The organism is Mesorhizobium sp. M0778 (assembly GCF_040320105.1).
In the GTDB taxonomy this organism is placed as follows: Bacteria; Pseudomonadota; Alphaproteobacteria; order Rhizobiales; family Rhizobiaceae; genus Mesorhizobium.
In genome coordinates, this window is sequence record NZ_JAMYPA010000030.1 from 1 (window position 1) to 24174 (window position 24174).

Below are 24174 nucleotides of genomic sequence, written 5' to 3' on the forward strand. Positions count from 1 at the left end.
CAGAAACGCGCTCGACTACGTGCCGCGCAAGGTCGACGACGATTGCCTGATGGAGCTCAGATGGTTCTACGACCGGCGCGACCTTGCCGAGGTCAAACGCGACCTGGCGCAGTGGATCGCCAAATGGCAGGCCAAATACCCGAAGCTGGTCAACTGGGTGGAAGACAACATCGAGGAGACGCTGAGCTTCTATCGGCTGCCGCTTGCCCACCACAAGCACATGAAGTCGACGAACATGCTGGAGCGGCTGAACCAGGAGATCAAGCGGCGCACCCTGGTCGTTCGCATCTTCCCCAACCCGCGGAGCTGCCTGCGGCTGGTTCGGGCATTGGCGGTCGAGATCCACGAGAACTGGCTCGAGGCGACCCGCTATCTCAACATGGATCATCTGCGCGAGCACAAGAAGGAGAGCCTGAGAGCATTGGCCGCCTGAGCACCGCCGTGTGTCCGCCGCTCCGCTAAACACGGGGGCTGCGCGGCGGACACGCCGACGTCACAGCTACTGCCACGCCATTTTTGCAGAACTTGACGCACACAACTCCTGCGAGACCACAACTACGGCTTTTGGGAAGGCAAGACGTTAGAGAAGATCGAGGCAGAGCAGCCTGGGGCACTTGCCGCATTTCGAACTGATCCTGCCTATGTTCCTGGAGGCGGCGAATCACTGACTCAAGTTGCCAGCCGAACGGCAGGATTCCTGGATGCAATGCGGTCGGCAGGTGGACACCTGATAGCGGTCACCCACCCAGTGGTGGTGCGGACCGCCATGATCCATATATTGGCAGCGCCTCTGACGTCGTGCTGGCAAATCGACGTCCCTCCACTTTCTATGACTAGTTTTTATTCGGATGGTACGCGTTGGACTCTCCGCGCTTGTGGTGCGCAGCGACGTGCTGGTGGTAAAGATCCACCAGACTGAATGGCGGAAAATTCGCACCCACACCAAGAGGCGACGTTGCTCGCGCGCCCGAGGAGGTGGTCGAGGAGAATCGCGAGCGCTTATCCATCGCCGAGGCGCTGTCAAAAACTCACCCTGAGTGAAGGTTGGTTGGCGTAGTAGATTTTGCCATGGCAGTGCAAACTGGAATAATATCCTGCGCTTGTGGCCGCTTTGTCCCTTGGTAACTGGATGTTGGGCATGTCGAGCCTCTACGCCATATGCTGGCGATCGCGGCGCCCATCGATCCAGCTGCCATGCGAGATGCGAGCTATGCGGCATTTTGGATCCGCGCCTTAACAGCTTTGATGTCGCGAGCCGGCGGCAGTCCGAACATCCGGGCATACTCGCGCGTGAACTGAGGGATGCTTTCGTATCCCACCGCATAGGCGGCGTTACTAATCACCTCGCCATTCGCCAACATCATCCGGCGCGCCTCGATCAGCCTGACCTGTTTCTGGAATTGGAGCGGTGTGAGCGATGTGATGGCGCGGAAGTGCTCATGAAAAGACGACGCACTCATGCCCGCTGCTCCAGCAAGACGTTCAACCCTGAGCGGCCTGGCGAAATTCGCACGAATAAGGCCGACGGCGCGCGCCACTCGCTGTGCATGGCTTTCCGCAACGCCGAGGCTGCGGATCGCTCCGCCATGCCGACCTGACAGCAGCCAGAAATGCAACTCTCGGATCAACTGATTCTGCAGGACCGGCAGTGACGCCGGCCTGTCGAGAAGACGCACTAGACGCAGCGCAGCGTCTGCAACTTCGGTCTCCGTCGGATCGATGCGGACGGGCGTGTTCGCGGCATAGGGGGCGGAGCCGATCTCGACGACCAGGCCCTCAATCACTGCGGGATCGAGATCGAAGACGAGCGAGAGGTAGGGCTTGCTGATGTTGGCGCGTGTGATCTGACTTACAGTAGGCACGTCTGCGGTAATCAGGAGGGATTCTCCGGCACCGAAATCGAATGTCCGGCTGCCCATAGTTACCTGCTTGCTGCCCTGCAGCACCAGGGCGACGAGCGGTTTGTAGATCGCGTAATGCAGCACGGTCGGCGTGGTTTCGCGAATGAGGGTCAATCCTGGGACAGGCGTCTGGGCAATGCCGTTATCGTCTGCATGTGCCTCGGTGTAGCGGCGCACACTGTCGAGCAAGGTTTGGGTCATTTGGGAGTTGTAATTCACAATTTTCGGTGCCGCAACAGCAGTGGAGGAATAGGCAAGAAGTTACGAGGTTCGGGCAAATGCCGCCACCGTTTCAGCCAAATATGGAAACGACGCTAATTGGCGTTTTGCCACGTCGCTCTCAGATAACGAAGGTGTCTGCCATGAACCGTGATTTTCAGCTTCTAATCAACGGCAACAGCCGTGCTGGCTCGACCGGGCAAAGCGAGCCTGTTGTGAACCCCGCAACGGGGGAGAGCATCGGCCGGGTTGCGTATGCTTCACCCGAAGATCTCAGCGAAACCGTCGAGACTGCTGCACGCGGATTGCGCGAATGGCAAGCCGTGCCGCCATGGGAGCGCGGCCGCATTCTGAAGAGGGCCGCCGATCTATTGCGGGCCGACATCGAGGCCGCCGCCCTGACGATGTCTCTCGAACAGGGCAAACCGCTCGCCGAAGCCAGGGACGAGGTTGAACGATCGGCAGATTTCCTGGAGTGGGGTGGCGAGCAGGCCCGGCGCATTTCGAACCGGATTGTGCCTAGCCGGGTGGCGGGGAGCCGGATCGAAATCCAGACCCATCCGATTGGTGTGGTGGCCGCGTTCACGCCCTGGAATTTCCCGATGGCGCTTGCGGCCAAGAAGTTCGCCGGCGCTCTTGGCGCGGGCTGCTCGATTATCTGCAAACCTTCGCAGGAGACGCCGGGGTCTGTCCTCGTGATGGCCAAGGCTTTGCTAGAGGCGGGCGTCACGCCATCGGCTCTCGCCGTGATCTTCGGCCATGCCGACGCCGTTTCGAAGCATCTCATAGCAGCCCGTGAGGTTGCGAAGATCACGTTCACGGGTTCCATTGCGATTGGAAAGCGTTTGGCCGCCGCCGCAGGCGCGGTGATGAAACCGGTCACGATGGAACTGGGCGGCCACGCTCCGGTGATCGTGTGTGGCGATGTCGATCCGGAACAGGCGGCCGACATGCTGGTACGAGCGAAATTCACCAATGCCGGCCAGATATGCCTTTGTCCGTCCCGCTTCTTCGTCGAGGAAGGTGTCAGGGAACGTTTTACGGCACGGTTTATTGAGCACGCGAAGGCTTGGCGTGTCGGCTCCGGAACCGACCCGGCAACACAGATGGGGCCGCTCGCCAACGCCCGTCGTCTCGAGGCCGTCGCCCGGCTCGTTGACGACGCGCGTGCGCGCGGCGCTGCGGTTCTCGCCGGCGGGCAGCGTATCGGCAACCGGGGATTCTTCTACGCGCCGACCGTGATTGTTGATTTGCCGGACGATGCGGCGATGCTGCATGAAGAGCCTTTCGGTCCGCTCGCACCGATCATCCCGTTCAGCAACGAGAAGAGCATGTTGGAGAAGGCCAACGGTCTGGAGTTCGGCCTTGCGTCCTACATTGTTACGAATGATGTTCACCGGCAGCAACGGCTTGCCGATGCGCTGGAGTACGGCGTTGTCGGGGTGAACGGTCCCCTGACGCACCGGCCCGAGGCCCCCTTGGGAGGCTGGAAGGAAAGCGGTATCGACACCGAAGGAGGGATCGAGATCCTAGACCCCTATCATAGAACGAAGCATGTCGGTCTTCACTGACCAGTGAACCAGCGGCAGGTCAGGTCCAGGGACTGGCGTGCCGTTGACGGGCATTTGCCCACCCATTCGAGAGTTCCCACCATGCCCCCCTTTCCTTTGTCGATTCACCCTTCTCCGGTGCCGACTTCGTGCCGGTTGACATGCGCGCGATCTTCGGATCGGAGGCCTACCTCAGGCGTTGCGTCGAGGTCGAGGTCGCATTGGCCCTGGCCAGGGCGGGACTTGGCATAATTTCCTGACGCGGCGGCTAAGGCATCGCGGCAACCGCGGAAACATATCGGTTCGATATGGACCGGCTGATCGACGCGGGTATCCGCGGCTCTCCGGCATCCGACATAGAATAGATCATGCGCGGCTTGTCGGCCCGCGATCGGCGCAAGCGTGCTTCAGTCCAGCATAGCTTCATAGGAATAGGCAAGAATAGCCGAGCATCCGGCAACACCAATGGGAAGCCGGCGACGATTGTGTGTTGAGCGAACGCTCATCCCAAAGGAGTTACCGATGACCACCATCTCAATCGTTACCGGCGGCAGCCGCGGCCTTGGCCGCAATACCGCCATCAACATCGCCCGCCACGGCGGCGACGTTATCCTGACCTATAACAATGGCGCCGACAACGCGAAGGCCGTCGTGGCTGAGATCGAGGCACTGGGCCGCAAGGCGGTCTCGCTGCAGCTAGACGTTAGCAATGTCTCGACCTTCCCGGCTTTCGTCGAGAGCGTGCGTGCGGCGCTGAAGTCGACCTGGGGCGGTGACAAGTTCGACCACCTGATCAACAACGCCGGTCACGGCGAAATGGCGGGAATCGCCGAGACGACCGAAGCGCAGTTCGACAAACTGTTCAATGTTCACGTCAAGGGCGTGTTCTTCCTGACACAGGGGCTGCTGCCTCTCCTGGCCGATGGCGGTCGCATTGTGAACTTCTCGACGGGTCTGACCCGCGTCTCCTATCCTGGCTTCTCGGCCTATTCCGCTGCCAAAGGCGCGGTCGAGATCCTCACGCTTTACATGGCCAAGGAACTGGGAAGCCGCGGCATTACCGCTAACACGATCGCGCCCGGCGCCATCGAGACTGATTTCCTGGGCGGCGCTGTGCGCGATACGCCGGCCTACAACGACGCATTCGCCGCTATGATCGCTCTCGGGCGCGTCGGCCTGCCTGATGACATAGGGCCGGCGGTCGCCAGCCTGCTCGGCCCGGATAACCGCTGGATTACGGCTCAGCGCATCGAGGTGTCCGGCGGTCAAAATATCTAATCGCTCACAGCCCTAATGGCGTGACGAGATTTTTGTGGTGGGAGGCCGCCGCGATATTCAGCAGCGGCTTTCTATCTTCTGCATGAACCACTGCGTCAAGGTCCCCGGTCACGCATATCCGATGACGCTTCGAGGCGGCACGTCTGGATAGGTCCCTTGAAGGGGCGGAGCCACGTCGAGAGAAGCTGGTTCGGTCAAGCGGGAGCGGTTGAGCTCACATGCAGCGAGCATATCGAATGCCCACATTTGATGCTGTCAAACCGTGGTTCTACTCAAATCGACTTTAGGAAATTTGGGGCGAGCGTAGACAAGGTACCGCCTGTGCGTCCGCCGAATTATTGACTGAAGGACGACTTGAAACACATGGAGTGCTCGTTTTGAACGGACGATCCAGGCATTTGCTTCGGGCTGCCCCGGTTAAGTTCGATGTGGAAGCTTTTCTTTGTGGTCGACATCATTGGCATGAGTTCCAGAAGTCTGAAGCGTTTCAGCGAGGCCGGTCCGACGATGATGGTCAACTCAACCGCGACCAAGCTTCCACAACCAAGGTATCAGTAGGAAATATAAGTGTGGCTGGTTTCCAGAGATTTCCGGACAGGCTTTGGTATGTGGTCCTCGCGGGGTCTGTTTGTGCGGCGCTTGCATTGATGTTGGTCCTCGTTTCATCAACGGAATCCCTGCCTCTGCACACGACCTATGTGAAATATGGATGCATTCCCGACGATCCTTCGAAGCGCGAATGGGACCAATATCTCGGCCTGTCGGCCTGCAAATGAGCAGCGTGCCGATGGCTGGCTCAGCCCAGCCTTGGTCCAGTTCGCTCCGCCTAGGCTCGAAAACTCGGCGGTCGCCGACGCCAGTCAGGATTTGATTGTCGTGAGCGGACATGAGGTAGACCGCAGAACCAGAAATACTTGCTGGACTCGTTAGGGGACTTGGGATGCACGAGCATCAAGAGACTTGGGTTCGTACGATATATGCGGATTTAGAATTCCTGCAGGATCGAGAGCAACGCGGATGCGGTTCATCGCAGCGATTTCGGCGGTTGACCGCGATCGCCAAAGATGCGCCGCCTTCTCTCGGCCGATCCCATGTTCGGCAGAAATCGAAGACGGTTCGTAGTACGCCAAGGCGTCATAGACGCATTCCTCGATAACGCGTGTCGCGTCGGACGAAGACCCGTTGTGTCCGATCATGAAATGAATATTGCCGTCTGCGAGATGCCCGAAATAGTAGGCAATGGCGTCTGATATCCGAGCTTTGAGGCGCGCTTCTACGTCTGCGATGTAAGCCGCATAATTATGTGGTCGCATGCTGACGTCAAAGGAAAGCACATGCTTATGGGCTCGCTCGATGACATCGGACCCATCACGGATGGACCAGAGGCGGCTCTCCTGGACAGGTGTCGTCGCCAGCGCACTATCGACAATCCCGTCGATGCTCTCCAAAGCCCCGATCAAACTGTCGACTGCCTCTTCGCCATTATCCACGCCCTCGACCTGCGCGAGCAAATAAATGGGATGGCCCGGTGGGAGCGGAGGCATTTGTGCCGACAGTGCGGTGCTCACTTTCTCGAAATAGCGGTTCCACATGATTTCCAACGCCAACAAGGAACGGCCGCAGGCACGCTCTATTGCCTCCATCACCACGAGGGCGCTGTCCAGGTGGTTGAGCGCCAACAGAACACTCGCCGTGCCGGCCGGGCGTCGGCTGAGCTTCAGCAAAGCTTTGGTCACTATACCCAGCGTTCCCTCGGAGCCGATGAAAATGTGCTTCAGGTCGTAACCCGCGTTGTTCTTGGGTAAACCCCTCAGATCGGTAAGGATCGACCCATCGGAAAGGACCACCTCAAGCCCGGCAACGTTGGACCGTGTCATACCGAAGCGGATGACGGAATTCCCGCCGGCGTTCGTGGCGATGTTTCCACCTATGGTGCAGCTGCCCCGAGCGCCGAGATCGACCCCATATCGTAGATCGTGCTCCGCAGCGAAATCATGGACCGCCTCCAACTTCGTTCCCGCCCCTACCACAACGAGGCGCGTGCTCGGGTCGAAGCTCTCGATCTTATTTAGCCTCTCGGTGGAAATTCCGAAGTAGTGCGATGGGGTGTGGGTACCATGCACGAGCCCGGTGAGCCCACCCAGCGCAACCACTGGCGCCTGTCGCCCATGAAAGAGCTTCAGGCACTCCGCCACCGCCTCGGTGGTCCCGGGTCTGACGACAAGCGCCGGGCCATCTGGCGGCCCGGCAATGACATTCGACCCGCCCACAACCTGTCGAAGGCTAGCCTCAAGGATCTCGCTGTTCATGACACGCCAGAGCCTGAAAACATTGCCGCCTCATTGTCTATCTGGAGCAGGGTCGGTCTGTTTCTCTTGAAAGCTTCCTTGAGCTCACGGCTGAGTTGTTCGAGTGATTCAATTTGAACGGCATGGCATCCAAACCCCGTCGCAATCATCTGGAAGTCGGGCGTGTAGAGGTCTACGCCCACCGTGGGGATGTCCGACGCGATCATGGCGTCTCGGATTTCGCCATATGCTCGGTTGTTCCAGAGAATAATCGGAAGGCTGACTTCATTCTCAACTGCCGAGGTGAGTTCCTCGATCGTGTAGAGGAAGCTGCCGTCGCCGACGATTGCGACCACCTGACGATCCGGGCAGCCGATCTTCGCTCCAATGGCGGCGGGGAGGGCGCTTCCGAGCGTGCCGTACCCGTTCGGGAACAGCCATGTGCCAGGCTCTTTCGAGGGGAAGAAATGATTGCCTGTGTATGCAAGTTGAGTGGAGTCGGCGCAGATGACGGCGTTCGGATCAAGCGCTGCCGCTATGGCTCCCAAGATCGGCTTGTGCTTGTGGGACTCCGCGGACCAACCTGCGTCTTTTTCCACTGCCGCCCTGATGTCGGCGACTCGTCGCTGAGCGATTTCTCTCTGATCCGCGTCGCCATCGCCGCACCTTTCGGTTATCGCCTGGAGCGCGACCTTGGCATCGGAGAGCATGGCGACGCGTGGGAGATAGTTCATGGTCAACTGCCGCGGATCGATGTCGATCCTGATCAACGCGCCATTTATTCGGTAGCTCTTGCAGGTGTAGAGCAGATCCGTCTCACTGAGTTCCGTTCCGACTGCCAGCACTACGTCGGCATCCTCGATCGCGCGATGCATTGGAGCAAAAGGGAGGCTTGAGCCGAGCGAAAGAGGATGGGTTTCCGGCAGGATTCCCTTACCGGTATTCGTCGTCACCACGGGAATGCCAAGTTGCTCCGCGAGCGCCAGGACTTCTCGACTCGCGCTGCGAGTTCCTCCGCCGACGATCATGATGGGACGCTTGGCCCCCGCCAGCATCGAGGAGACTTGGCTGATCACATCCGGATGAGGCCCGGGCCTGTACAGTTGGAGCGCTTGCTCGCTTGGCACCGCCACCATCGCGCTGAGGAGATCCCTTGGAACTTCGATCAAGGCGGGCCGCGGACGCGTGATCTCCATCGACGACATGGACCGGTGGAAAACCTCCTCGATGTTTGAAGGCTCGAGCAAGGTATGGGTGAAAGCAGCAATCTGCTCCTGGACAGCGGACTGCGACTTGGTCTCGTGCAGGGCGCCGCGGCCCACTCCGATTTCTCCGCGCAAGTTGTTCGCGGCGATCACGAACACCGGAATGGAGTCCGAATAGGCTTCGGCAATACCTGTGGCAGCGTTGAGCACACCGGGTCCGGTGATGAGCATGCACGCGGCCGGTCGGCCGGTCGCGAAGGCGTAGCCGTATGCCATAAACGCTCCGCCCTGCTCGTGCCGAGGCGTCACGTGCCTGATCCGTCGTTCGGGAAGGGATTTATAGAAGTCGACGGTGTGGACCCCGGGAATGGAGAAAATCGTGTCGATCCCATAGGATTCCATGAGACGAAGAATGGCGTCCGCCACCGTCGTCTCGCCGATTTGCTTTTTGTCGCCCATATCAGGCCTCCCCGCCTTTGGTCAGAACCATGACGGCCCTGGCAATCTTGCGCGCGGAATTGACGAGGTCTGCCGTCCCGACGTGTTCCTCAGGGGTATGCGCCCACTTCTCGTCACCGGGACCGAGGCCGATCGTGGGGATGCCGGCCGCGTTCATGAACGTGCCGTTCACGCCGAAACGCCAGGCGGAGATGGCCGGGGCGGTGTCGTCGACGTCGAGTGCGGCGACGATGGCAGCCTGAGCCACCAGGCTGGTTTGTGGGGTGAACATCAACGGGTAATGGTTTGTGACTTCGGCGGTCCATTTGACCCCCTCGGTTTCTCCGTATGCGGACTTTAGGATTTGACGGATTTCCGACCGGCAGCTCTCTTCATCCTCTCCCCTGATGTAGCGGCGGTCGACCCTCATCTTCACGAGGTCCGGTACGACGGCGGTGCCATTGTCCGGGAAGGAATGCATGCCGGTCACGACCACCGTGGCAGGGCCAAGAAGCTCGTCTTCGGGCAGCGTAGACGCGTATTGCTCCAAGGCACCGATGAACGCCGTCGAAAGATAGATCGCATTGATGCCGTTCGACGGCTCCGACGCATGGGAGGTTCGCCCATGGAAGCAGACCTCGAACTCAAGCTTGCCGCGGTGACCGAGAAAAACTTGCCCTCTCGTTGATTCCACGGAGATTCCATAGTCCGCGCGAATTCCTCCTTCGATAACCGACTTCACACCCTTGGGAGAGTCCGTCTCTTCCTCGACGTCGGCGACAACGATCACATCGCCGCCCGGCTTCAGCCCGCTGCGCTGCAGGGCACCGACCGCATACACGGCCGAGATGACGTTGCACTTCATGTCACACGATCCACGGCCGAAAATGGCCTGACCGCTTTCGCCCCAACGGGCGGCGTCCACGAGTTCACCGGAGAACGGATTCTGCATGGCACCAACCGGGACGTGATCGATATGGCCGTTGATCATCACGGATGGCCCGGTTCCACCACCGAATACCGTCCCGATAACATTTCCGTTCGCATCGATTTTTACGTTGTCAAAGGAAAGCTCAATCATCTTTTCGGCGACGAATTTCGCGACATTCGCCTCTTGGCCGGTGAGGCTCTCGATGCGTACGACCTCCTGGCAAGCCGCGATAAGCGCAGGGACGTCGATCGCTTCGTCAATGGCCGCACCAACTGAATTTCTGAGCATGATGAAGTTACTCTTCTGTCTACTGTCGACATTTTGGACCTTTAGGAACGGCCTCATGTCGGGATTAAGGGGAGATTTCGTGCTGAGCTCGTGATGCTGCCGTCCGGCCGCGTTGAGCTATTTCGTGGAAGCAAAGGCGCCCAGTGATGTCATGATGTGCTCAGCGAGCGCCGCGGCTGCCTTGTCCGGATCCCCGCTTTCTATCGCTTGCACGAGAGGCTCATGCTCCTGCGCCACGTCCATGAGATTCTTGTAACCGGCATTGTCGATCGTAAGCGCGAGGCGAAGATGGTCGAAAAGAAGTCCCGCGACCTTTTCGATGTACGGGTTCTTGGCCATCCGCCAGAGAGCTTCGTGGAATTCGATTTCTGCGTCGACCAAGCCAGGCAAATCGCCATTCTTCGCAAAATTCGACATCGTTTTGATGAGCTTGCGCAGCTTCTTGATGTCTTCGGAAGTATGGCGCTCGGCCACCGCCCTGATCGCCAACGCCTCGATGGCATTCCTCACGACATACAATTCGCGAATTTTCTCTGCACTCATCTGGATAACCGAGGTCCCATAATGGGTCCGGCTCTCAAGAAGCCCGGCTTCGGTCAGGCGGTTGACGGCTTCGCGGATCGGCGCGCGGCTGATGCCGAGAGATTTGGCGATGCTCGCTTCGACAATGCGCTCCCCCTGGGCGATCTGTCCTGAAAGAAGTTTGGCACGGAGGTCGAAGTACACCTGATCAGCAACCGAATTACGCTGGATCACCAAGCCGTTGGTTTCATCTTGTTTCACGACACCCATGGCGGGCCTTTCTTCATGGTTGGCGCAGCCTACCGAATTCGGTCCAGCATCAGCGCAGGCAACTTAGCGGAACTTGCGAAAAAAGAATACGAAACCGTGCAACGATACGGATCCGCTCCGTTTTCCAATGTAGAGAACCTCCCTGGCTTTTCGCCGGGGAGGTTGGGCGGATTACGCAGCAGGTTTCACAGATTTGCGCAGCAAAGAGACGGCACGGTCAAGAGCATCAACGATGGTATCGGCTTCCACTTCGGTAAGCACCAGCGGAGGAAAGAACTTCAGACCGGGCGGATCGATCTCCGCGACGCTGTGGCATAAAACGCCATCGGCGAGGATCTCTCTGTAGAGTTCACGCCCCACATCCCGGTTGGCAACTTGAACCGAGATGGCGAGCCCGAAGGATGTAACGCCCCTGAGAACGTCGGAGTGTTTTGAGCAGAGCGCTTGGAAGGCGTTGTGGAGGTACGCTCCAACTTTGCGGACGTTGTCCAACAAAGCCGGACTGGAGGCGACGTCAAGCACCTTCGCCGCCACAATACAGCTGATCTCGTTGCCGCCGAGGCTGGAGATATACGCGAACCGATGCTGATTCATGCACTGCTCGTAGATCTCCGCCCGCATCAATACGGCACTCGCTGGATACAGCCCCCCCGACAAGCCCTTGCCGGTGATCATCATGTCCGGATCGATGTCATACTGCTCTGAAGCCCACAGTGTCCCCGATCGACCCAGACCTGCGCGTGTTTCGTCCACGATGAACAGGACTCCGCGCTCTTTGCAAAGGCGGGAAGCCTGGGTGAAGAACTCGTTGGAAGCCGCCTCGAAGGTCTCGTAGTCCATCGGCTCGATGATGAAGGCCGCGATCTCGGAGGTAAGAAGCCGGTCGAGTTCCTCGATATCGCCGAACCGCTCGAGGAAGTTCGAGTGCGAGGGAAGATTATAGTGGTCGATGATCCCTTCTTCAGGCGAGCCGGTGACGATAGCCGCGAATCCTGTATGGCCGTGATATCCATGTCTGTAGGCAAGCATCTTCTGGCGCTTGGTAACGCGGAACGCGAACATTGTGGCCAGATCGACCGAAAGAGTGGAGCAAAGAGTAACCACGCTCCGATTCAGATGGGCCTTGGGCGCGAGCGCCGCCAGCTTGTCCTGGAGTTCCAAATATTTGGCATTGGGTACCGACCAAAGCCCGGTGTCCCGGCCGTCGTCGAGCGCCTGCCGCAGCACAGCCAAGATCTCTGGATGGCGATGCCCCAACGCATGCACGCCGCCGCCGGTGCCGCAGTCGATCAGTCGCCGCTCACCCTCGATGTCCCACATGTAAACGCCTTCGCGTTTGCCGATGACGAATTCAGCGCCCTTCGCCTTCTGCCGCTCAGCATTTGACCGCCAGGATCGCTCGATGAAGGCGTCGAAAATTTCGGCACTTGTGTGAAGTGCCTTCTGGTTTTCGGTTGTCATTTTACGATTCCATTCTCGCAGTCACTGCGCATCCAAAGTGAAGTGCCAAACCTTCGAGACGATCTTCCATCCGCCGGCGGTTTTTACGCAGGTCAGTTCGTCCAGGAAGTTCTTCGGAATGAAAATCTCCTTGACCCGAAGATGGGCTGTCGTGGGGCTGGCGATCTCGATCGCAACGACCTCATCTCTCCTCGGATCGTTGCGAGACGCCGGTGAAACACGGCCCCGCACGATCTCGAGGTACTTGTCGACGCCCATGATTACGGGTTCCGCTTCCGTGAAGCAGTAGAGCATCGCTGCGGGATGAAACACCTCAGCGAAGAGGTCCGCCTTCCCGAAATACAGCGCGTCGAAGTACTTGGTTGCGAGCTCACGCAACGCGGCTTGGCCTGACATGATGTCCTCCCTTACGTTTGTTCTGTTCGGGCCGATCAGGCCTGTTTCGTCGTGCGGTTCTGGTGGGCTACCGCCGCCAGGCACGTGAGCTCGAACATCAGGTTCGCGGCGTTGATGCAGGTGATCCCGGTCGGATCGAGCGACGGCACGACTTCGCAGATGTCACCGCCGATCAAATCGATGCCATTGAGCGACCGCAGGATCATTTGGGCGTCCCGCATCATGATGCCGCCTGGCTCCGGGACACCCGTGCCGGGTGCGTCCTTCGGGTCCAGACCGTCGATGTCGATCGAGAAGTAAGTCCGGCCGGCGCCGATTACGCGTTTGATCTCCTCGATGACCGCTGCGCGGCCCATCGTCTCGTACTCGTCCATCGTGATCATTCGGATGCCGACCTGACCACCGTAGACGATGTCGTCGTCGCCATAGCGGGTACCCCGCAGTCCGATCTGGACGATCCGCTTGGGATCGAGAAGGCCTTCTTCCACCGCACGACGGACGAAGGTGGCGTGGTTGTACTTCGTGCCCATGAACTCGTCGAAGGTATCGGAATGCGAGTCGATCTGGATCAGGCCAACCGGGCCGTCCTTCGCGATCGCCCTGAGAATTGGAAGCGGGACCGTGTGGTCTCCGCCCACTGAGATCGGAACGGCACCAGCTTCGTGGACGCGCTGGAAGAACTGTTCGATGTGCTCAACGCTTTTTTCGACGCTGAGTGGATGCGTTGGCGCGTCGCCGATATCGGCGATATTCGCGATGCGGTATGGCGCGACGCCGGTGGTCGGATTGACCTGCCGGATCAAGCGGGAGGCTTCGCGAACGCCCGCCGGTCCCTGTCTCGCACCAGACCGGTACGTCGCGCCGAGATCCAGGGGAACGCCGACCAGAGCGATGTCGATGGAGGACGAAATCTCGGATCGTGCGGCGCGCATGAACGTCGCGATCTCGGCGTATCGGGGGATAACAGATGAATCCACTGGATTGAATTCGTTGTTCGACATTTCATTCCTCTCTTGTCGACCACTGCGGTCTAACGGCTGCGAAATTCGGGACAGGTCTCTTCAATGCCTCAACAGGTGGAGCATGTGCTTGCGGTAGCGAGTGAATTCCTCGCTCGCGACGACGTCGGCGACGCGCGGCCTCGGCAGTTCGATCCTGAAGTCTTCGATGATCCTGCCGGGGCGTGCGCTCATGACCAGCACGCGATCCGCGAGATAGACGGCTTCCTCGATGTCATGGGTCACGAAGATCACGGTGGTCCGCTTGCGAGACCAGATGTCGAGCAGCAGTTCCTGCATCCGAGAGCGCGTCTGCGCGTCGAGCGCGCCGAAAGGCTCATCCATTAACAGAACGCTAGGCTCCATCGCCAGGGCGCGGGCGATCGCCACCCGTTGCTTCATGCCGCCCGACAGGACTTTCGGAAACTGGTCGGCGTATTCCTTCAGGCCCACGATCTCAATGAGTTCATTGGCGATTTCGGAGACCTTGACCTTCGGCCAGCGGTTCAATTTCGGGCCGAACTCGATGTTCTGCCTCACTGTAAGCCATGGATAGAGCGAATAGTTCTGGAAGACCATTCCGCGGTCAGGGCCTGGTTGGGCAACGGATCGTCCATCGACCTTGATGGACCCGGTCGAAGCTCCCACCAGCCCGCCCACAACATTGAGCAAGGTGGATTTTCCGCATCCGGATGGCCCGAGAAGGCAGACGAACTCACCTTGCTCGATTTCCAGGTTGGTGTTCGTCAGCGCTATCTGCGGAGCTTCCCGATGCCGGGCGAATTCCACGCTGACGTTGTCGACAAGAACGCGTGTCATGGTGGTCCTCACTACATGTAGGGGAAGAACTTGCGGTGCGCATAGCGGAATGCGAGGTCGGTCAAGACCCCCAGGATGCCGACGGCCACGATGCCGGCGATGACCTGGTCCGTCAGAAGAAAGCGCTGGGATTGCAGGATGGCGATCCCCATTCCCTTGTCTGCTCCGACGAGTTCCGCGACGATGACATAGGTCCAGGCGATGCCCGCCGTAATGCGCAGCGCGTCCACGATTGCCGGAACGCAGGCGGGCAGCAGAACCTTGAAGAACACCTGCCGCGAGCTCGCTCCAAGCGAGTAGGCACTGTTCATCAGGTCACTGGAAACACCTTCCGAGATGCTGGCGATGAACAGGACGAGCGGGAAGAACGTACCCATGAAGACGATCGAGATTTTCTGCGACTCGTTGATCCCGAGCCAGATGATCATCAGCGGCACGAAGGCGGTTGCAGGCAGATAGCGCGCGGTGCTGAGCAACGGCTCGAGAAGGGAACGGAAGAACGGGAAGTTCCCGATGAGGATGCCGATCGGCACAGCCACTGCTGCAGCGAGAAGGAATCCGCCGAATACACGGTAAGCGCTCGCCCAGACATCCGCCAAATAGCCACCGTTTACGACCATGGTGGCCAGACGACTGGCGACTGCGATGGGGCTGGGAAGGAAGAAGGGTTGAATCCAACCCGCCTCGGTGACAAGCAGCCACAGCAGAAAAAAGGCCAGTACGCCGACGACGGAAATCGTCATCCGCTCGCTAGCAGGCAGGATTGCCCTGGGTCTGAAATATGTCTGGACCTTGATCAGGAAGCTTGGGCGTCTCCGAGAGACGCCCGCCGTTTTGAGTTCGCCGTTCATTGGAAGCGCTTGGAAAGTCCGCATCGTCCCTCCAGGCTCACTTTGCCAGTTCGCCGGCCATGCCGACGATCTTTGCCGCGTCCGGCGTCGAGCGCAGCACGCCGATTTTGTGATAGAACTCACCGGCCTGCGACACGAGTGCAAAGGCCGGGCTGCGATCACCGGAGAAGAACGCCGCGTTGTCCTGTTTGGTGAAGAAGCGAACGTCCTTCAGCGTGCCCTCGAGTGTCTCGGTGCTCATTTTCAGATTGCGAGCAATGATCTCATGCGCCTCCGCCGGGTTCTTCTCCATGAAGGCGATGCCTTCGAAGTAGGCGCCGACGAAAGCCTTCATCTCCGTCTTGTGCTCGTTGGCATAGTCTGACTTCGCGGCGAGCGCATCGACGATTAGGCCGGGCATCGAGCTGGTGTCGGCCAGAATTTTGCCGAAGTCGGTGGCTGCGGCCTTGGAAAGCCAGGGCTGCCACGTCACGGCTGCATCGACGCTACCGGCAACGAAGGCTGCGCCGGCGTCACCGGACTTCATGTCGATGATATGGACGTCTTCGAGCGTCAATCCGGCCTTGTTGAGGGCCTGCGCCAGAAGGAACTGGGAGACCGAGCCTTTCTGAACACCGACTGATTTGCCCTTCAGGTCAGCGACGGTAGCTATCTCCTTCTTCGCGACAATTCCGTCGCCGCCGGCCGACTCGTCGAGCGCGGTCAGAACTTCTAGGTCAGCTCCGTTTCCGGTAAACAGTGCGAAGTTGTCCATCGTCGAGGCGACGATATTGATCTGACCGCCCTGCATGGCGGCGATGGCGTCTGATGATGCCTCGATGATCTGCAGGTTTACATCCAGTCCTGCCTTTTCGAAGAAGCCCTTTTCCTTGGCGATGTAGAGCGCGCCGTAACCAATCCAGGTCGAGTGCGCGACCGAAATCTTTTCCGCCGCATCAGCGACGTTCCAAGTTGGAGACATGGTGATAGCGATTGTGCCCGCAAGAGCGAGCTTTCTAAGGAGTTCCATTGACGTTCCCCATTGTTGCTATTGGCGACTGTCCTCTGTCGACAATGTTTTCGTCTCACATAAATCTGACCTAGTCAATGCGAAATGGTCCTCTCGCGATAACTGTGATTTATGGGCTGGCACCACCCCATGAATCGTGCGGGATTTATCCTGGAACGGCGGATACACGGTCGAAAGGCGGAATATGCGTTTAGAAATCCCACCCCTGGACAAGGTCGACATCCGGCTCCTTCGGGTTTTTAAGGCGGTGACCGAATGCAATGGTTTCGCGGCCGCCGAGGAAACGCTCGGTCTGGGCCGATCAACGATCTCAATCCACATATCCGACTTGGAGACGCGCTTTGGTCTGAAGCTTTGTGTTCGCGGCCCCAGCGGGTTCTCTCTGACACCACAGGGACAGGTCGTGTACGAGGCCACATTGCGGCTCTTCAGCGAGATCAACAGTTTCAGAACGACGGTGGCCGGTTCCAAGGGGCAGCTCATGGGCGAGCTGACGATATGGCAGATGGAGAACATCGCCAGCGATCCGCTCAACCCCTTGGTAGGCGCTCTTCGGCGGTTTCGAGAGCGCTCGAATGGAGTTGAAATAACCATGAATGTGGTGCCATCCAACGATGTCGAGCGGGCGGTCTATGATGGTCGTTGCGATCTTGGTCTTACCGGAAGCCGAAGCCCGCTGAATGGCTTGAAGTACGAGGAGGCCTACTCAGAAAAAATAACGCTTTACTGTGGTTCGAAGCATCCGCTGTTCGGCCGCTCGGAAAGCACGCTCGCCGATGATGACCTGCGGCAGGTTGACTTCGTCCGGCGAGGGTTTGTCACTCAGGAGCAGGAAATGGTCGAAACGGGTTGGAATTCAACGGTTATTTCGATGCACGTCGAAGCAACTCTCCAGTTCATCTTGACTGGTCTCCACATCGGCTATCTTCCTGATCAGTACGCTGCGGCTTTGGTTGACCTAGGCATACTGCGAAAAATCAATCCGCAACGCTTCAGCGTGAATTGGCCGGTGTACATCGTGTCTCGGGAGAGCAACGCTCCGTCGGTCCTCGTCTCAACGTTTCGAGATGATCTCCTCAGCGAGTCACGACGCATAGCAAGCCAGGAAACAAATTGAACCACGTCACAAGAGGGTTTGGGCGATCAGCGCCAGCACCCGCTCTCCTTCCTTGAATTGCGTTTTGTCGATAAACTCGTCGACCTGATGAGCCTGGGATATACTCCCCGGCCCGAACACCACTGTGGGAAGCCCCGCCGCCTGGAAGAAGCCGGCCTCAGTCGCATATGACACGGCTTTGACATTCGGCGAGGAACTGACGCGGCTTACGAGCTGTTCCGCAGCACTGGAGGGTTCTCTGACAAGTGGCGGAATATCGAAACGCTCGGTGATCTTGATCTCAGAACCGGGGGCAGTCGCACGCAGCCCAGGAAGTACGACATCCCGCGCAAAGTTCGAAATCCGGGCAAAAATAGTTGCAGCCTGCCCCGGTTCCATTGTTCGAGCCTCCATCTGGAAGCTGCACCGGGCGGGAATGACATTCCCAGCGGTGCCTCCTTCGATGAGACCGACGGTGACAGTGGGATGCGGCACGTCGTAGAGCTCGGCATTGGGTGACGGCTGTTTCTCGAGCTCCCTGGCAATCTCCTCCACCTCGCAAACCAGGCGGGCGGCCGCGTGAATGGCGTTCGCGCCCAGATGCGGAAGGCTCGAGTGGGCCGCCTTGCCGAGAACCTCGATCGTCCAATCAAGCGCGCCTTTGTGCGCGCCTACAACCTGCATTTCAGTGGGTTCGCCGACGATGACCGCGAGAGGCTTCGGGACCGACTTGGCGATATGGCGCACGATCGGTTTCACACCTTCACAGGAGATTTCTTCGTCATAAGAAAACGCAAGGTGGAGCGGCTTGGTGAGCTCGGCAATGGGAATGGTCGCGGCAAGCGAGAGGGCAAGGGCGAGGAAGCCTTTCATGTCCACCGCACCACGCCCATAGAGGCGTTCATCCGCCTGCCGCAACGCGAATGGGTCGGAAGTCCAGGACCGGTTCCCCGCGGGAACAACGTCCATATGGCCAGACAGGACAATCCCGCCCGGAACCATTGGTCCAAACGTCATGAGCAGGCTGGTTCGGGTGCCGTCGGGCGAGGGGAACCTTTGGATGGCTGCCCCCGAGGATTTGGCGAACGTTTCGACATAGTCCGCGATGTCGTGATTGGATCGACTCGATAGCGACTTGAATCCCACCAGCTTGGACAGGATCTCGATAGCGTCTGTGGAGGGCATCCTTCATCCTTTGGTTCCAGTGGGTGCGACGGCGACTCAGCCCGAAGGATGAAGCCGCCGTCGCCGTCCGCCGGCAAATGGGAGGATGCCGTTGGTCGCCTCGCCAACACTGTTCATTCGCGGAGTATGAGAGGTGAGCCAGGCAAGCCGATATCTCCTTCAATACATCCAACCGCCGAAGACGAACGTTTCCCAGACTTGGCTCTTAGTAGTCGCCAATCGGACGGCACATGATGTCAAACTTTCAAACAAGGGTTTGAGGGACCTCGTGTCGACAGTGGACAATCGGTTTGCGATGCTAGATTTCGGCAAGGTGTGAGATGAGGTTTCAGATTGGACTGGGTTGGACAGATCGCATCGGGCACGATTTTGACCGTTGGGCTGGCACTTGCGACGCTTCCGGTAGGGCTGTTGCTTGGATTGGTGCTGGCCTTGGCATCAAGGTCGGAAAGTCTTTGCCTCCGGTTCGTTGCGGCGGTTTACTCGACAGTCTTCCGCGGCTTGCCGGAGCTTCTGACGCTGATCGTGATCTATTACGGAGCGCAGGAACTGCTTAATCAGTTCGCTGACGAAATCGGGATCGACGGATTTGGCGAGATCAGCCCGTTCGCAGCCGGCGTATTCTCCTTGGCTCTCGTTTTCGGGGCCTTCTCCGCGGAAGTCTTCCGGTCTGCGCTGAACTCCATTGCCAGCGGCCAGGCCGAGGCCGCGCAGGTGATCGGCCTTAATCGCTTTCAGGCATTCAAGGATGTCATCGCACCGCAGATGCTGCGGGCGGCGATGCCTGGCCTGTCGAATACGTGGATTGTATTGTTGAAAGATACATCATTGGTCTCGATCATCGCGCTCAATGACCTCATGCGGACGACCAGCCTGGCGGTATCGAGCACCAAGCAACCCTTCGAGTTCTACGGGGCCGCCTGTATCATCTATCTCCTGTTGACCACGGTCTCCGAACGCACCGCGGGCGTTCTCGAGGTACGGCTCTCGCGTGGATATGCCAGGACCGCGTCTTGAACCTGTTCCTGCCCGATTTTGCCCCTCAGCTTTTGGCCGGGTTTGCCGTCACCCTGAAGATCGTGGCCATGTCCGCCTTGCTGGGGTTCCTTGTAGCGATTCCGCTAACGATGGCGCTTCTCAGTAGTCGTGCATCCTTCCGTCTCATAGCTAGTTCATACCTGCTCTTCTTCCGCGGTACGCCGCTGCTCGCGCAGCTTTTCCTGGTCTACTATGGAAGCGGTCAGTTCCGCGCAGCCCTGGAGGATGGCGGCCTCTGGTGGCTATTCGCGGACCCTTTCTTTTGCACGATCTTGACGTTTTCACTGAACACCGCAGCCTATCAGGCCCAGATTTACCGGGGCGCCATAAATTTAGTAGCGCGCGGACAAACTGAGGCGGCACAAACCCTCGGTTTGTCCCGCTACGACACGTTTGTCGACATCTTGATTCCGCAGGCGATGGTCATCGCAGTGAGACCGCTCGGAAATGAGCTTGTCCTTCTTGTAAAGGCGAGCGCGGTCGCTTCCATCGTCGCCGTCTATGATCTGATGGGCGCCGCCAGATTGGTCTATGCGAGGAGTTTCGAACTAAGCCCATATCTTTGGGCAGGGCTTATCTACATCTGCTGCGTCGAGGTGCTCAGGTTGAGCTGGAATGTCCTTGACCGTCGGTTTCGGCGGCATCTGCCGAACAGCCATTGACAGATGTCTGCGCATCGATAAGTTGGCGACTGTCGACAATAAAAACCTGTCGATCCCCCGGAGGAACAAATGAATTTGAAACGTCTTATGACGGCAACCGTCTTTGCGGCTGTCTGTTCGGTCAACTCGGCTTACGCACAGCAGACGCTGAAAATAGGAACGGAGGGTGCCTTTCCTCCCTTCAATTTTGTCGATGCCAACGGCCAGCCGCAGGGGTTTGAAGTCGATCTCGGTTATGCGATCTGCAAGGCGGCCAAGCTCACTTGCACATTTACCGCCATTGCGTTCGACGGTCTGATTCCTGCACTCAAGGCAAAGAAGATCGATGCGATCATCGCCTCGATGAACATCACCGACGAGCGCAAGAAAGTCATCTCGTTCGTCGGGCCGTATTACGTCGATCCGCCGCGCTTTGTTGGCAAATCTGGATCGCCTGCCGATGTCACCCCGGCGGGGCTTAAGGACAGAACCATCGGTGTAGCGTCGGGAACGATCAGCGAGAGTTACGTTCGCGACGTTGCCGGGACAACAGCAAAAATCACGAGCTATCCGAGCCTGGACAATGCCCTTCTTGACTTGTCGGCCGACCGCGTCGAACTCGTCCTTGACAACGCAATCGCCCTCTCCGAGGGATTTTTGAAGAAGCCTGAAGGAAAAGGGTTTGAGTTTATCGGACCCGCGCTGTCGGACACCAAGCATTTCGGCATCGGCCCAGGCATTGGAATTCGCCAGAACGATAAGGCTACGGCATCCGCGCTTGCTTCAGGTCTGAAGGCGGTACAGGACTCCGGCGAGTTCAAAACATTGAGCCAGAAGTATTTTGGCATGGATATCTCTCCGAAGAAGCCATGAGCATTCGGAGCAAGAGCATGGATTCTGAACGACACACAACCACTCCGGCGATCGATGTCGCCGGAGTGTCCAAGCGATTTGGCCTACACCCGGTTTTGACGGCAATCACCTTGCAGATGCCTGTCGGAAAACGGTTCGTCGTCTGCGGTCCGTCGGGGTCGGGCAAGTCGACCCTTGTACGCTGCATCGTCGGTCTTGAGCGAAGATCCGCGGGCTCAATCAGGGTGGCGGGTCATGATCTCGATCCGGATTGTGCGAACGCAAGACAACTCGCCGGCGACGTTGGAATGGTTTTCCAGCAATTCAATCTTTTCCCGCACCTTACCGTCATGGAAAACCTCATCCTGGCGCCGCGGCGCGTGAAGAAGATGACACGGGCTGCTGCGGAGGAAATCGCCATGACGCAGCTGAGCAAGGTGCGCGTGGAGCAACTGAAGGATAAGTATCCATCTCAGTTATCAGGAGGTCAGCAGCAACGCGTGGCAATCGCCCGCGCTTTGACGATGCAGCCTGCCGTGATGCTCTTCGACGAGCCGACCTCGGCGCTCGATCCCGAACTGGTGAACGAAGTGCTCGACGTCATGCTGGGTCTTGCCGACGAAGGGATGTCGATGATGATCGTCACGCATGAGATGCGGTTTGCGAGGCAGATCGCCGACCAGATCGTCTTTATGGATCAGGGGGAGATCGTCGAGGTTACGCCGCCCGATTGCTTCTTCAACGCGTCCCAAAATTCCAGAGTGCGTTCTTTTGTGGAAGCCACGACAAGGGGATAGGTGTGTCAGTCGCTAGGCCTTGATGGTTGGAACTACGAAAGCAAATAGAACTCGTGACTGACGTTGCCTGGCAGCATTGGTTCATAGGCATCGAGAGCTCCTTTGCGATATTCCCAAGACGGCGGGTTCCGTCGCGCGCCCATCTCCGTTTTTTGCGTCGGCTAGACCGCAACTGGGATCGGTGGAACTGGTCGTCGCGATCTGGCGGCGAAGCCGATCGACGAACCGAAGGCGATCTGGATCAGCCGGCGGAAACGGCCCGAGGTGTCCAAAGGCGAGCGTCAAGCCGGCGGCGATGTGTGGGCTCGACAGCGAATGTCGCCGCAGCGCTCAGGAGCGAGCGCGGCCGAACCAGGACCAATCCTCGAGCAAAACCATCGGGCACTATGAGGAGTTACATGACCAGTTCCGACCTTGCATCCAATTTGAAAGATGGCACTCTCCTAGTCGACAAAGCCTTGGTGGGCGGACGCTGGGTGGGAACCAGCGAAGGATCCATCTTCGCCGTGACCGACCCCGCCACCGGCGAACACATCCTATCAGTCCCGGATCTCGGCGAACTGGAGCTCCGGGAGGCGATCGATGCCGCTCACGAAGCACAGAAGAAGTGGGCGAAGCTGACGGGAAAGGAGCGAGCATCATACCTTCGAAAGCTGTATGATCTCGTCGTTCAAAATGTCGATGATCTTGCAATCATTCTGACCGCAGAAATGGGCAAGCCCCTGCAAGAAGCCCGGACCGAAATTCTCTATGGGGCGTCCTACATCGAGTGGTTCGCCGAGGAAGCAAAACGGATTTACGGCGATGTCATTCCCGGCCATCAGGCTGACAAGCGCATTTTCGTGGTGAAGAGTCCGGTTGGTGTGGTTGGCGCAATTACGCCCTGGAACTTTCCTAGCGCGATGCTCGCCCGAAAACTTGCGCCGGCTTTGGCTGTGGGATGTTCGATGGTTGCCAAGCCGGCCGCGCAGACACCATTGTCGGCGCTCGCCCTTGGGATACTTGCCGAGAGGGCGGGTATCCCGGCGGGCGTGCTGAACATCGTCATATCCACCAACGCGGCGATGGTTGGTTCGGTGCTCTGCGCAAGCGACAAAATTCGAAAGATCTCGTTCACAGGCTCGACGAATGTCGGACGGATCCTCATGAGGCAAGGTGCGGACCAGATCAAGAAACTCAGCCTTGAGCTTGGCGGCAATGCACCGTTCATCGTTTTCAACGACGCTGATATCGACGCGGCCGTCGAAGGGGCGATCGTTGCCAAATTCCGCAATGCGGGCCAGACCTGCGTCTGCGCAAACCGCATCTATGTGCAATCGGGAGTCTACGAGGAGTTTGCGTCGAAGCTCGCGAGGCGGGTGCGCAACCTTAAGGTCGGCAATGGCTTTGCCGAAGGGGCGCAAATCGGCCCTCTGATCGATGAAAGTGCAGTCAACAAGGTCAATGAGCATCTGCAGGATGCGCTGTCGCATGGCGCGCATATAGCGACAGGCGGGACGAGCGGTGAACAGGGCAAGCAGTTTTTCTCGCCGACCGTACTGCTCGGTGTCACCTCCAAGATGAAGGTAGCGACGGAGGAAACCTTTGGTCCCCTTGCTCCCCTGTTCTCCTTTGAGACAGAGGAGGAGGTCGTGGCAATGGCAAACAAGACCGAGTTCGGTCTTGCCGGCTATTTCTACTCGCGAGATGTCGCTCGTATATTCCGCGTTGCCGAGGATCTTGAAACTGGGATGGTGGGTATCAACACAGGTCTGATCTCGACCGAGGTCGCTCCGTTTGGCGGCGTGAAGCAATCGGGGATAGGACGGGAAGGCTCGAAATATGGGGCCGACGACTACATCAACATCAAATACATCTGCTTGAGTATTTCGTAGCCGACGATCGAGGCTTGGTAAGCGTGGCGGAATGGGTGCCGCTTGCGGGAATGCCCTCAATCCGGCTCTCGTCGCGGCAATGGCCATCGTGCAGGCTTTGACGTTCGCAATCATCAAACTTTGGTTTGGTGCAACATAATTTCGAATTTCCTCCGGTGATCTAAACAGGGCCAGGTGAGTCTCGGCCTCTCCTGCGCAGCGATGCGGCGAAGCCGGGCTTCCCGTAGACCAAAAGCTCAGAACGGGACGAGGGGGTGCTGAGATCGG

General features: G+C 58.5%; 23 protein-coding genes. 11 read left to right on the forward strand and 12 right to left on the reverse strand.

Annotated features, from left to right (window positions below):
- Both NKI22_RS28290 and NKI22_RS28295 read left to right on the forward strand, forming a co-directional pair.
- A partial coding sequence (locus NKI22_RS28290) for a transposase (RefSeq protein ID WP_352959308.1) occupies positions 1-433 on the forward strand: 433 nt, incomplete at its 5' end.
- Between the two features lie 108 nt (positions 434-541).
- A complete protein-coding gene (locus NKI22_RS28295; protein ID WP_352959321.1) occupies positions 542-919 on the forward strand; it encodes a histidine phosphatase family protein in 378 nt (125 codons plus the stop codon).
- A gap of 289 nt (positions 920-1208) precedes the next feature.
- On the opposite strand, the gene NKI22_RS28300 is transcribed toward NKI22_RS28295, so the two are convergent.
- The gene (locus NKI22_RS28300) at positions 1209-2102 is read right to left on the reverse strand and encodes an AraC family transcriptional regulator (protein ID WP_352851617.1); all 894 of its coding nucleotides are present in this window, start codon (positions 2100-2102) and stop codon (positions 1209-1211) included.
- Positions 2103-2263: 161 nt separating this feature from the next.
- Here NKI22_RS28300 and NKI22_RS28305 point away from each other — a divergent pair, with 161 nt between their 5' ends.
- The 3 genes from NKI22_RS28305 (at position 2264) to NKI22_RS28315 (ending at position 5724) form a co-directional block, all read left to right on the forward strand.
- Positions 2264-3691, forward strand: coding sequence for an NAD-dependent succinate-semialdehyde dehydrogenase (locus NKI22_RS28305; protein ID WP_352815298.1), 1428 nt, complete (start codon positions 2264-2266; stop codon positions 3689-3691).
- 501 nt (positions 3692-4192) lie between these two features.
- Positions 4193-4948 (forward strand): SDR family oxidoreductase, encoded by a 756-nt coding sequence (locus NKI22_RS28310; protein ID WP_352860427.1) that lies wholly within the window; start codon positions 4193-4195, stop codon positions 4946-4948.
- 377 nt (positions 4949-5325) lie between these two features.
- Positions 5326-5724: a hypothetical protein gene (locus NKI22_RS28315; RefSeq protein WP_352815302.1), complete on the forward strand. Its 399-nt coding sequence runs from the start codon at positions 5326-5328 to the stop codon at positions 5722-5724.
- Between the two features lie 150 nt (positions 5725-5874).
- Here the strand turns inward: NKI22_RS28315 and NKI22_RS28320 are convergent, their stop codons facing one another.
- From NKI22_RS28320 to NKI22_RS28365, 10 genes are all read right to left on the reverse strand, one after another.
- Positions 5875-7257, reverse strand: a complete 1383-nt coding sequence (locus NKI22_RS28320) for an FAD-binding oxidoreductase (protein ID WP_352815304.1) — start codon at positions 7255-7257, stop codon at positions 5875-5877.
- Positions 7254-8900 carry a 5-guanidino-2-oxopentanoate decarboxylase gene (locus NKI22_RS28325; protein WP_352851612.1) on the reverse strand — a complete coding sequence of 549 codons (1647 nt, stop codon included), beginning with the start codon at positions 8898-8900 and terminating at the stop codon, positions 7254-7256. Before NKI22_RS28325 ends, NKI22_RS28320 begins: the two co-directional genes overlap by 4 nt.
- A gap of 1 nt (position 8901) precedes the next feature.
- Entirely contained in the window at positions 8902-10098 is a 1197-nt protein-coding gene (locus tag NKI22_RS28330; RefSeq protein WP_352815307.1) for a M20 family metallopeptidase, read from the reverse strand.
- A 117-nt stretch (positions 10099-10215) separates the two neighbouring features.
- Complete coding sequence (locus NKI22_RS28335; protein ID WP_352815309.1) at positions 10216-10890, reverse strand: GntR family transcriptional regulator; 675 nt, start codon at positions 10888-10890, stop codon at positions 10216-10218.
- Positions 10891-11061: 171 nt separating this feature from the next.
- Entirely contained in the window at positions 11062-12351 is a 1290-nt protein-coding gene (locus tag NKI22_RS28340; protein WP_352815311.1) for a class-III pyridoxal-phosphate-dependent aminotransferase, read from the reverse strand.
- 21 nt (positions 12352-12372) lie between these two features.
- The gene (locus NKI22_RS28345; protein WP_352815313.1) at positions 12373-12747 is read right to left on the reverse strand and encodes a nuclear transport factor 2 family protein; all 375 of its coding nucleotides are present in this window, start codon (positions 12745-12747) and stop codon (positions 12373-12375) included.
- A gap of 35 nt (positions 12748-12782) precedes the next feature.
- Positions 12783-13748, reverse strand: a complete 966-nt coding sequence (locus NKI22_RS28350; protein ID WP_352815315.1) for an agmatinase — start codon at positions 13746-13748, stop codon at positions 12783-12785.
- 60 nt (positions 13749-13808) lie between these two features.
- Positions 13809-14564 (reverse strand): ABC transporter ATP-binding protein, encoded by a 756-nt coding sequence (locus NKI22_RS28355; protein WP_352815317.1) that lies wholly within the window; start codon positions 14562-14564, stop codon positions 13809-13811.
- An 11-nt stretch (positions 14565-14575) separates the two neighbouring features.
- Positions 14576-15415 (reverse strand): ABC transporter permease, encoded by an 840-nt coding sequence (locus NKI22_RS28360; protein WP_352959311.1) that lies wholly within the window; start codon positions 15413-15415, stop codon positions 14576-14578.
- 37 nt (positions 15416-15452) lie between these two features.
- Entirely contained in the window at positions 15453-16424 is a 972-nt protein-coding gene (locus NKI22_RS28365) for an ABC transporter substrate-binding protein (RefSeq protein ID WP_352815321.1), read from the reverse strand.
- Between the two features lie 184 nt (positions 16425-16608).
- On the opposite strand from NKI22_RS28365, the gene NKI22_RS28370 reads away from it, so the two are divergent.
- On the forward strand, positions 16609-17541 hold the full coding sequence (locus NKI22_RS28370) for a LysR family transcriptional regulator (RefSeq protein ID WP_352815323.1): 933 nt from the start codon (positions 16609-16611) through the stop codon (positions 17539-17541).
- 6 nt (positions 17542-17547) lie between these two features.
- On the opposite strand, the gene argE is transcribed toward NKI22_RS28370, so the two are convergent.
- Complete coding sequence (gene argE, locus NKI22_RS28375) at positions 17548-18705, reverse strand: acetylornithine deacetylase (protein ID WP_352815325.1); 1158 nt, start codon at positions 18703-18705, stop codon at positions 17548-17550.
- A gap of 333 nt (positions 18706-19038) precedes the next feature.
- On the opposite strand from argE, the gene NKI22_RS28380 reads away from it, so the two are divergent.
- The 5 genes from NKI22_RS28380 to NKI22_RS28400 all read left to right on the forward strand — a co-directional run bounded on the left by NKI22_RS28380 (position 19039) and on the right by NKI22_RS28400 (position 23907).
- Entirely contained in the window at positions 19039-19722 is a 684-nt protein-coding gene (locus tag NKI22_RS28380) for an ABC transporter permease (RefSeq protein WP_352815327.1), read from the forward strand.
- The gene (locus tag NKI22_RS28385) at positions 19719-20405 is read left to right on the forward strand and encodes an ABC transporter permease (protein ID WP_352815329.1); all 687 of its coding nucleotides are present in this window, start codon (positions 19719-19721) and stop codon (positions 20403-20405) included. The genes NKI22_RS28380 and NKI22_RS28385 overlap by 4 nt, the downstream gene beginning before the upstream one ends.
- 69 nt (positions 20406-20474) lie before the next feature.
- Positions 20475-21257, forward strand: coding sequence for a transporter substrate-binding domain-containing protein (locus NKI22_RS28390; RefSeq protein WP_352815331.1), 783 nt, complete (start codon positions 20475-20477; stop codon positions 21255-21257).
- A 17-nt stretch (positions 21258-21274) separates the two neighbouring features.
- Positions 21275-22033 carry an amino acid ABC transporter ATP-binding protein gene (locus NKI22_RS28395; RefSeq protein ID WP_352815333.1) on the forward strand — a complete coding sequence of 253 codons (759 nt, stop codon included), beginning with the start codon at positions 21275-21277 and terminating at the stop codon, positions 22031-22033.
- 398 nt (positions 22034-22431) lie between these two features.
- A complete protein-coding gene (locus NKI22_RS28400) occupies positions 22432-23907 on the forward strand; it encodes an NAD-dependent succinate-semialdehyde dehydrogenase (protein ID WP_352959314.1) in 1476 nt (491 codons plus the stop codon).
- Positions 23908-24174: the final 267 nt, after the last annotated feature.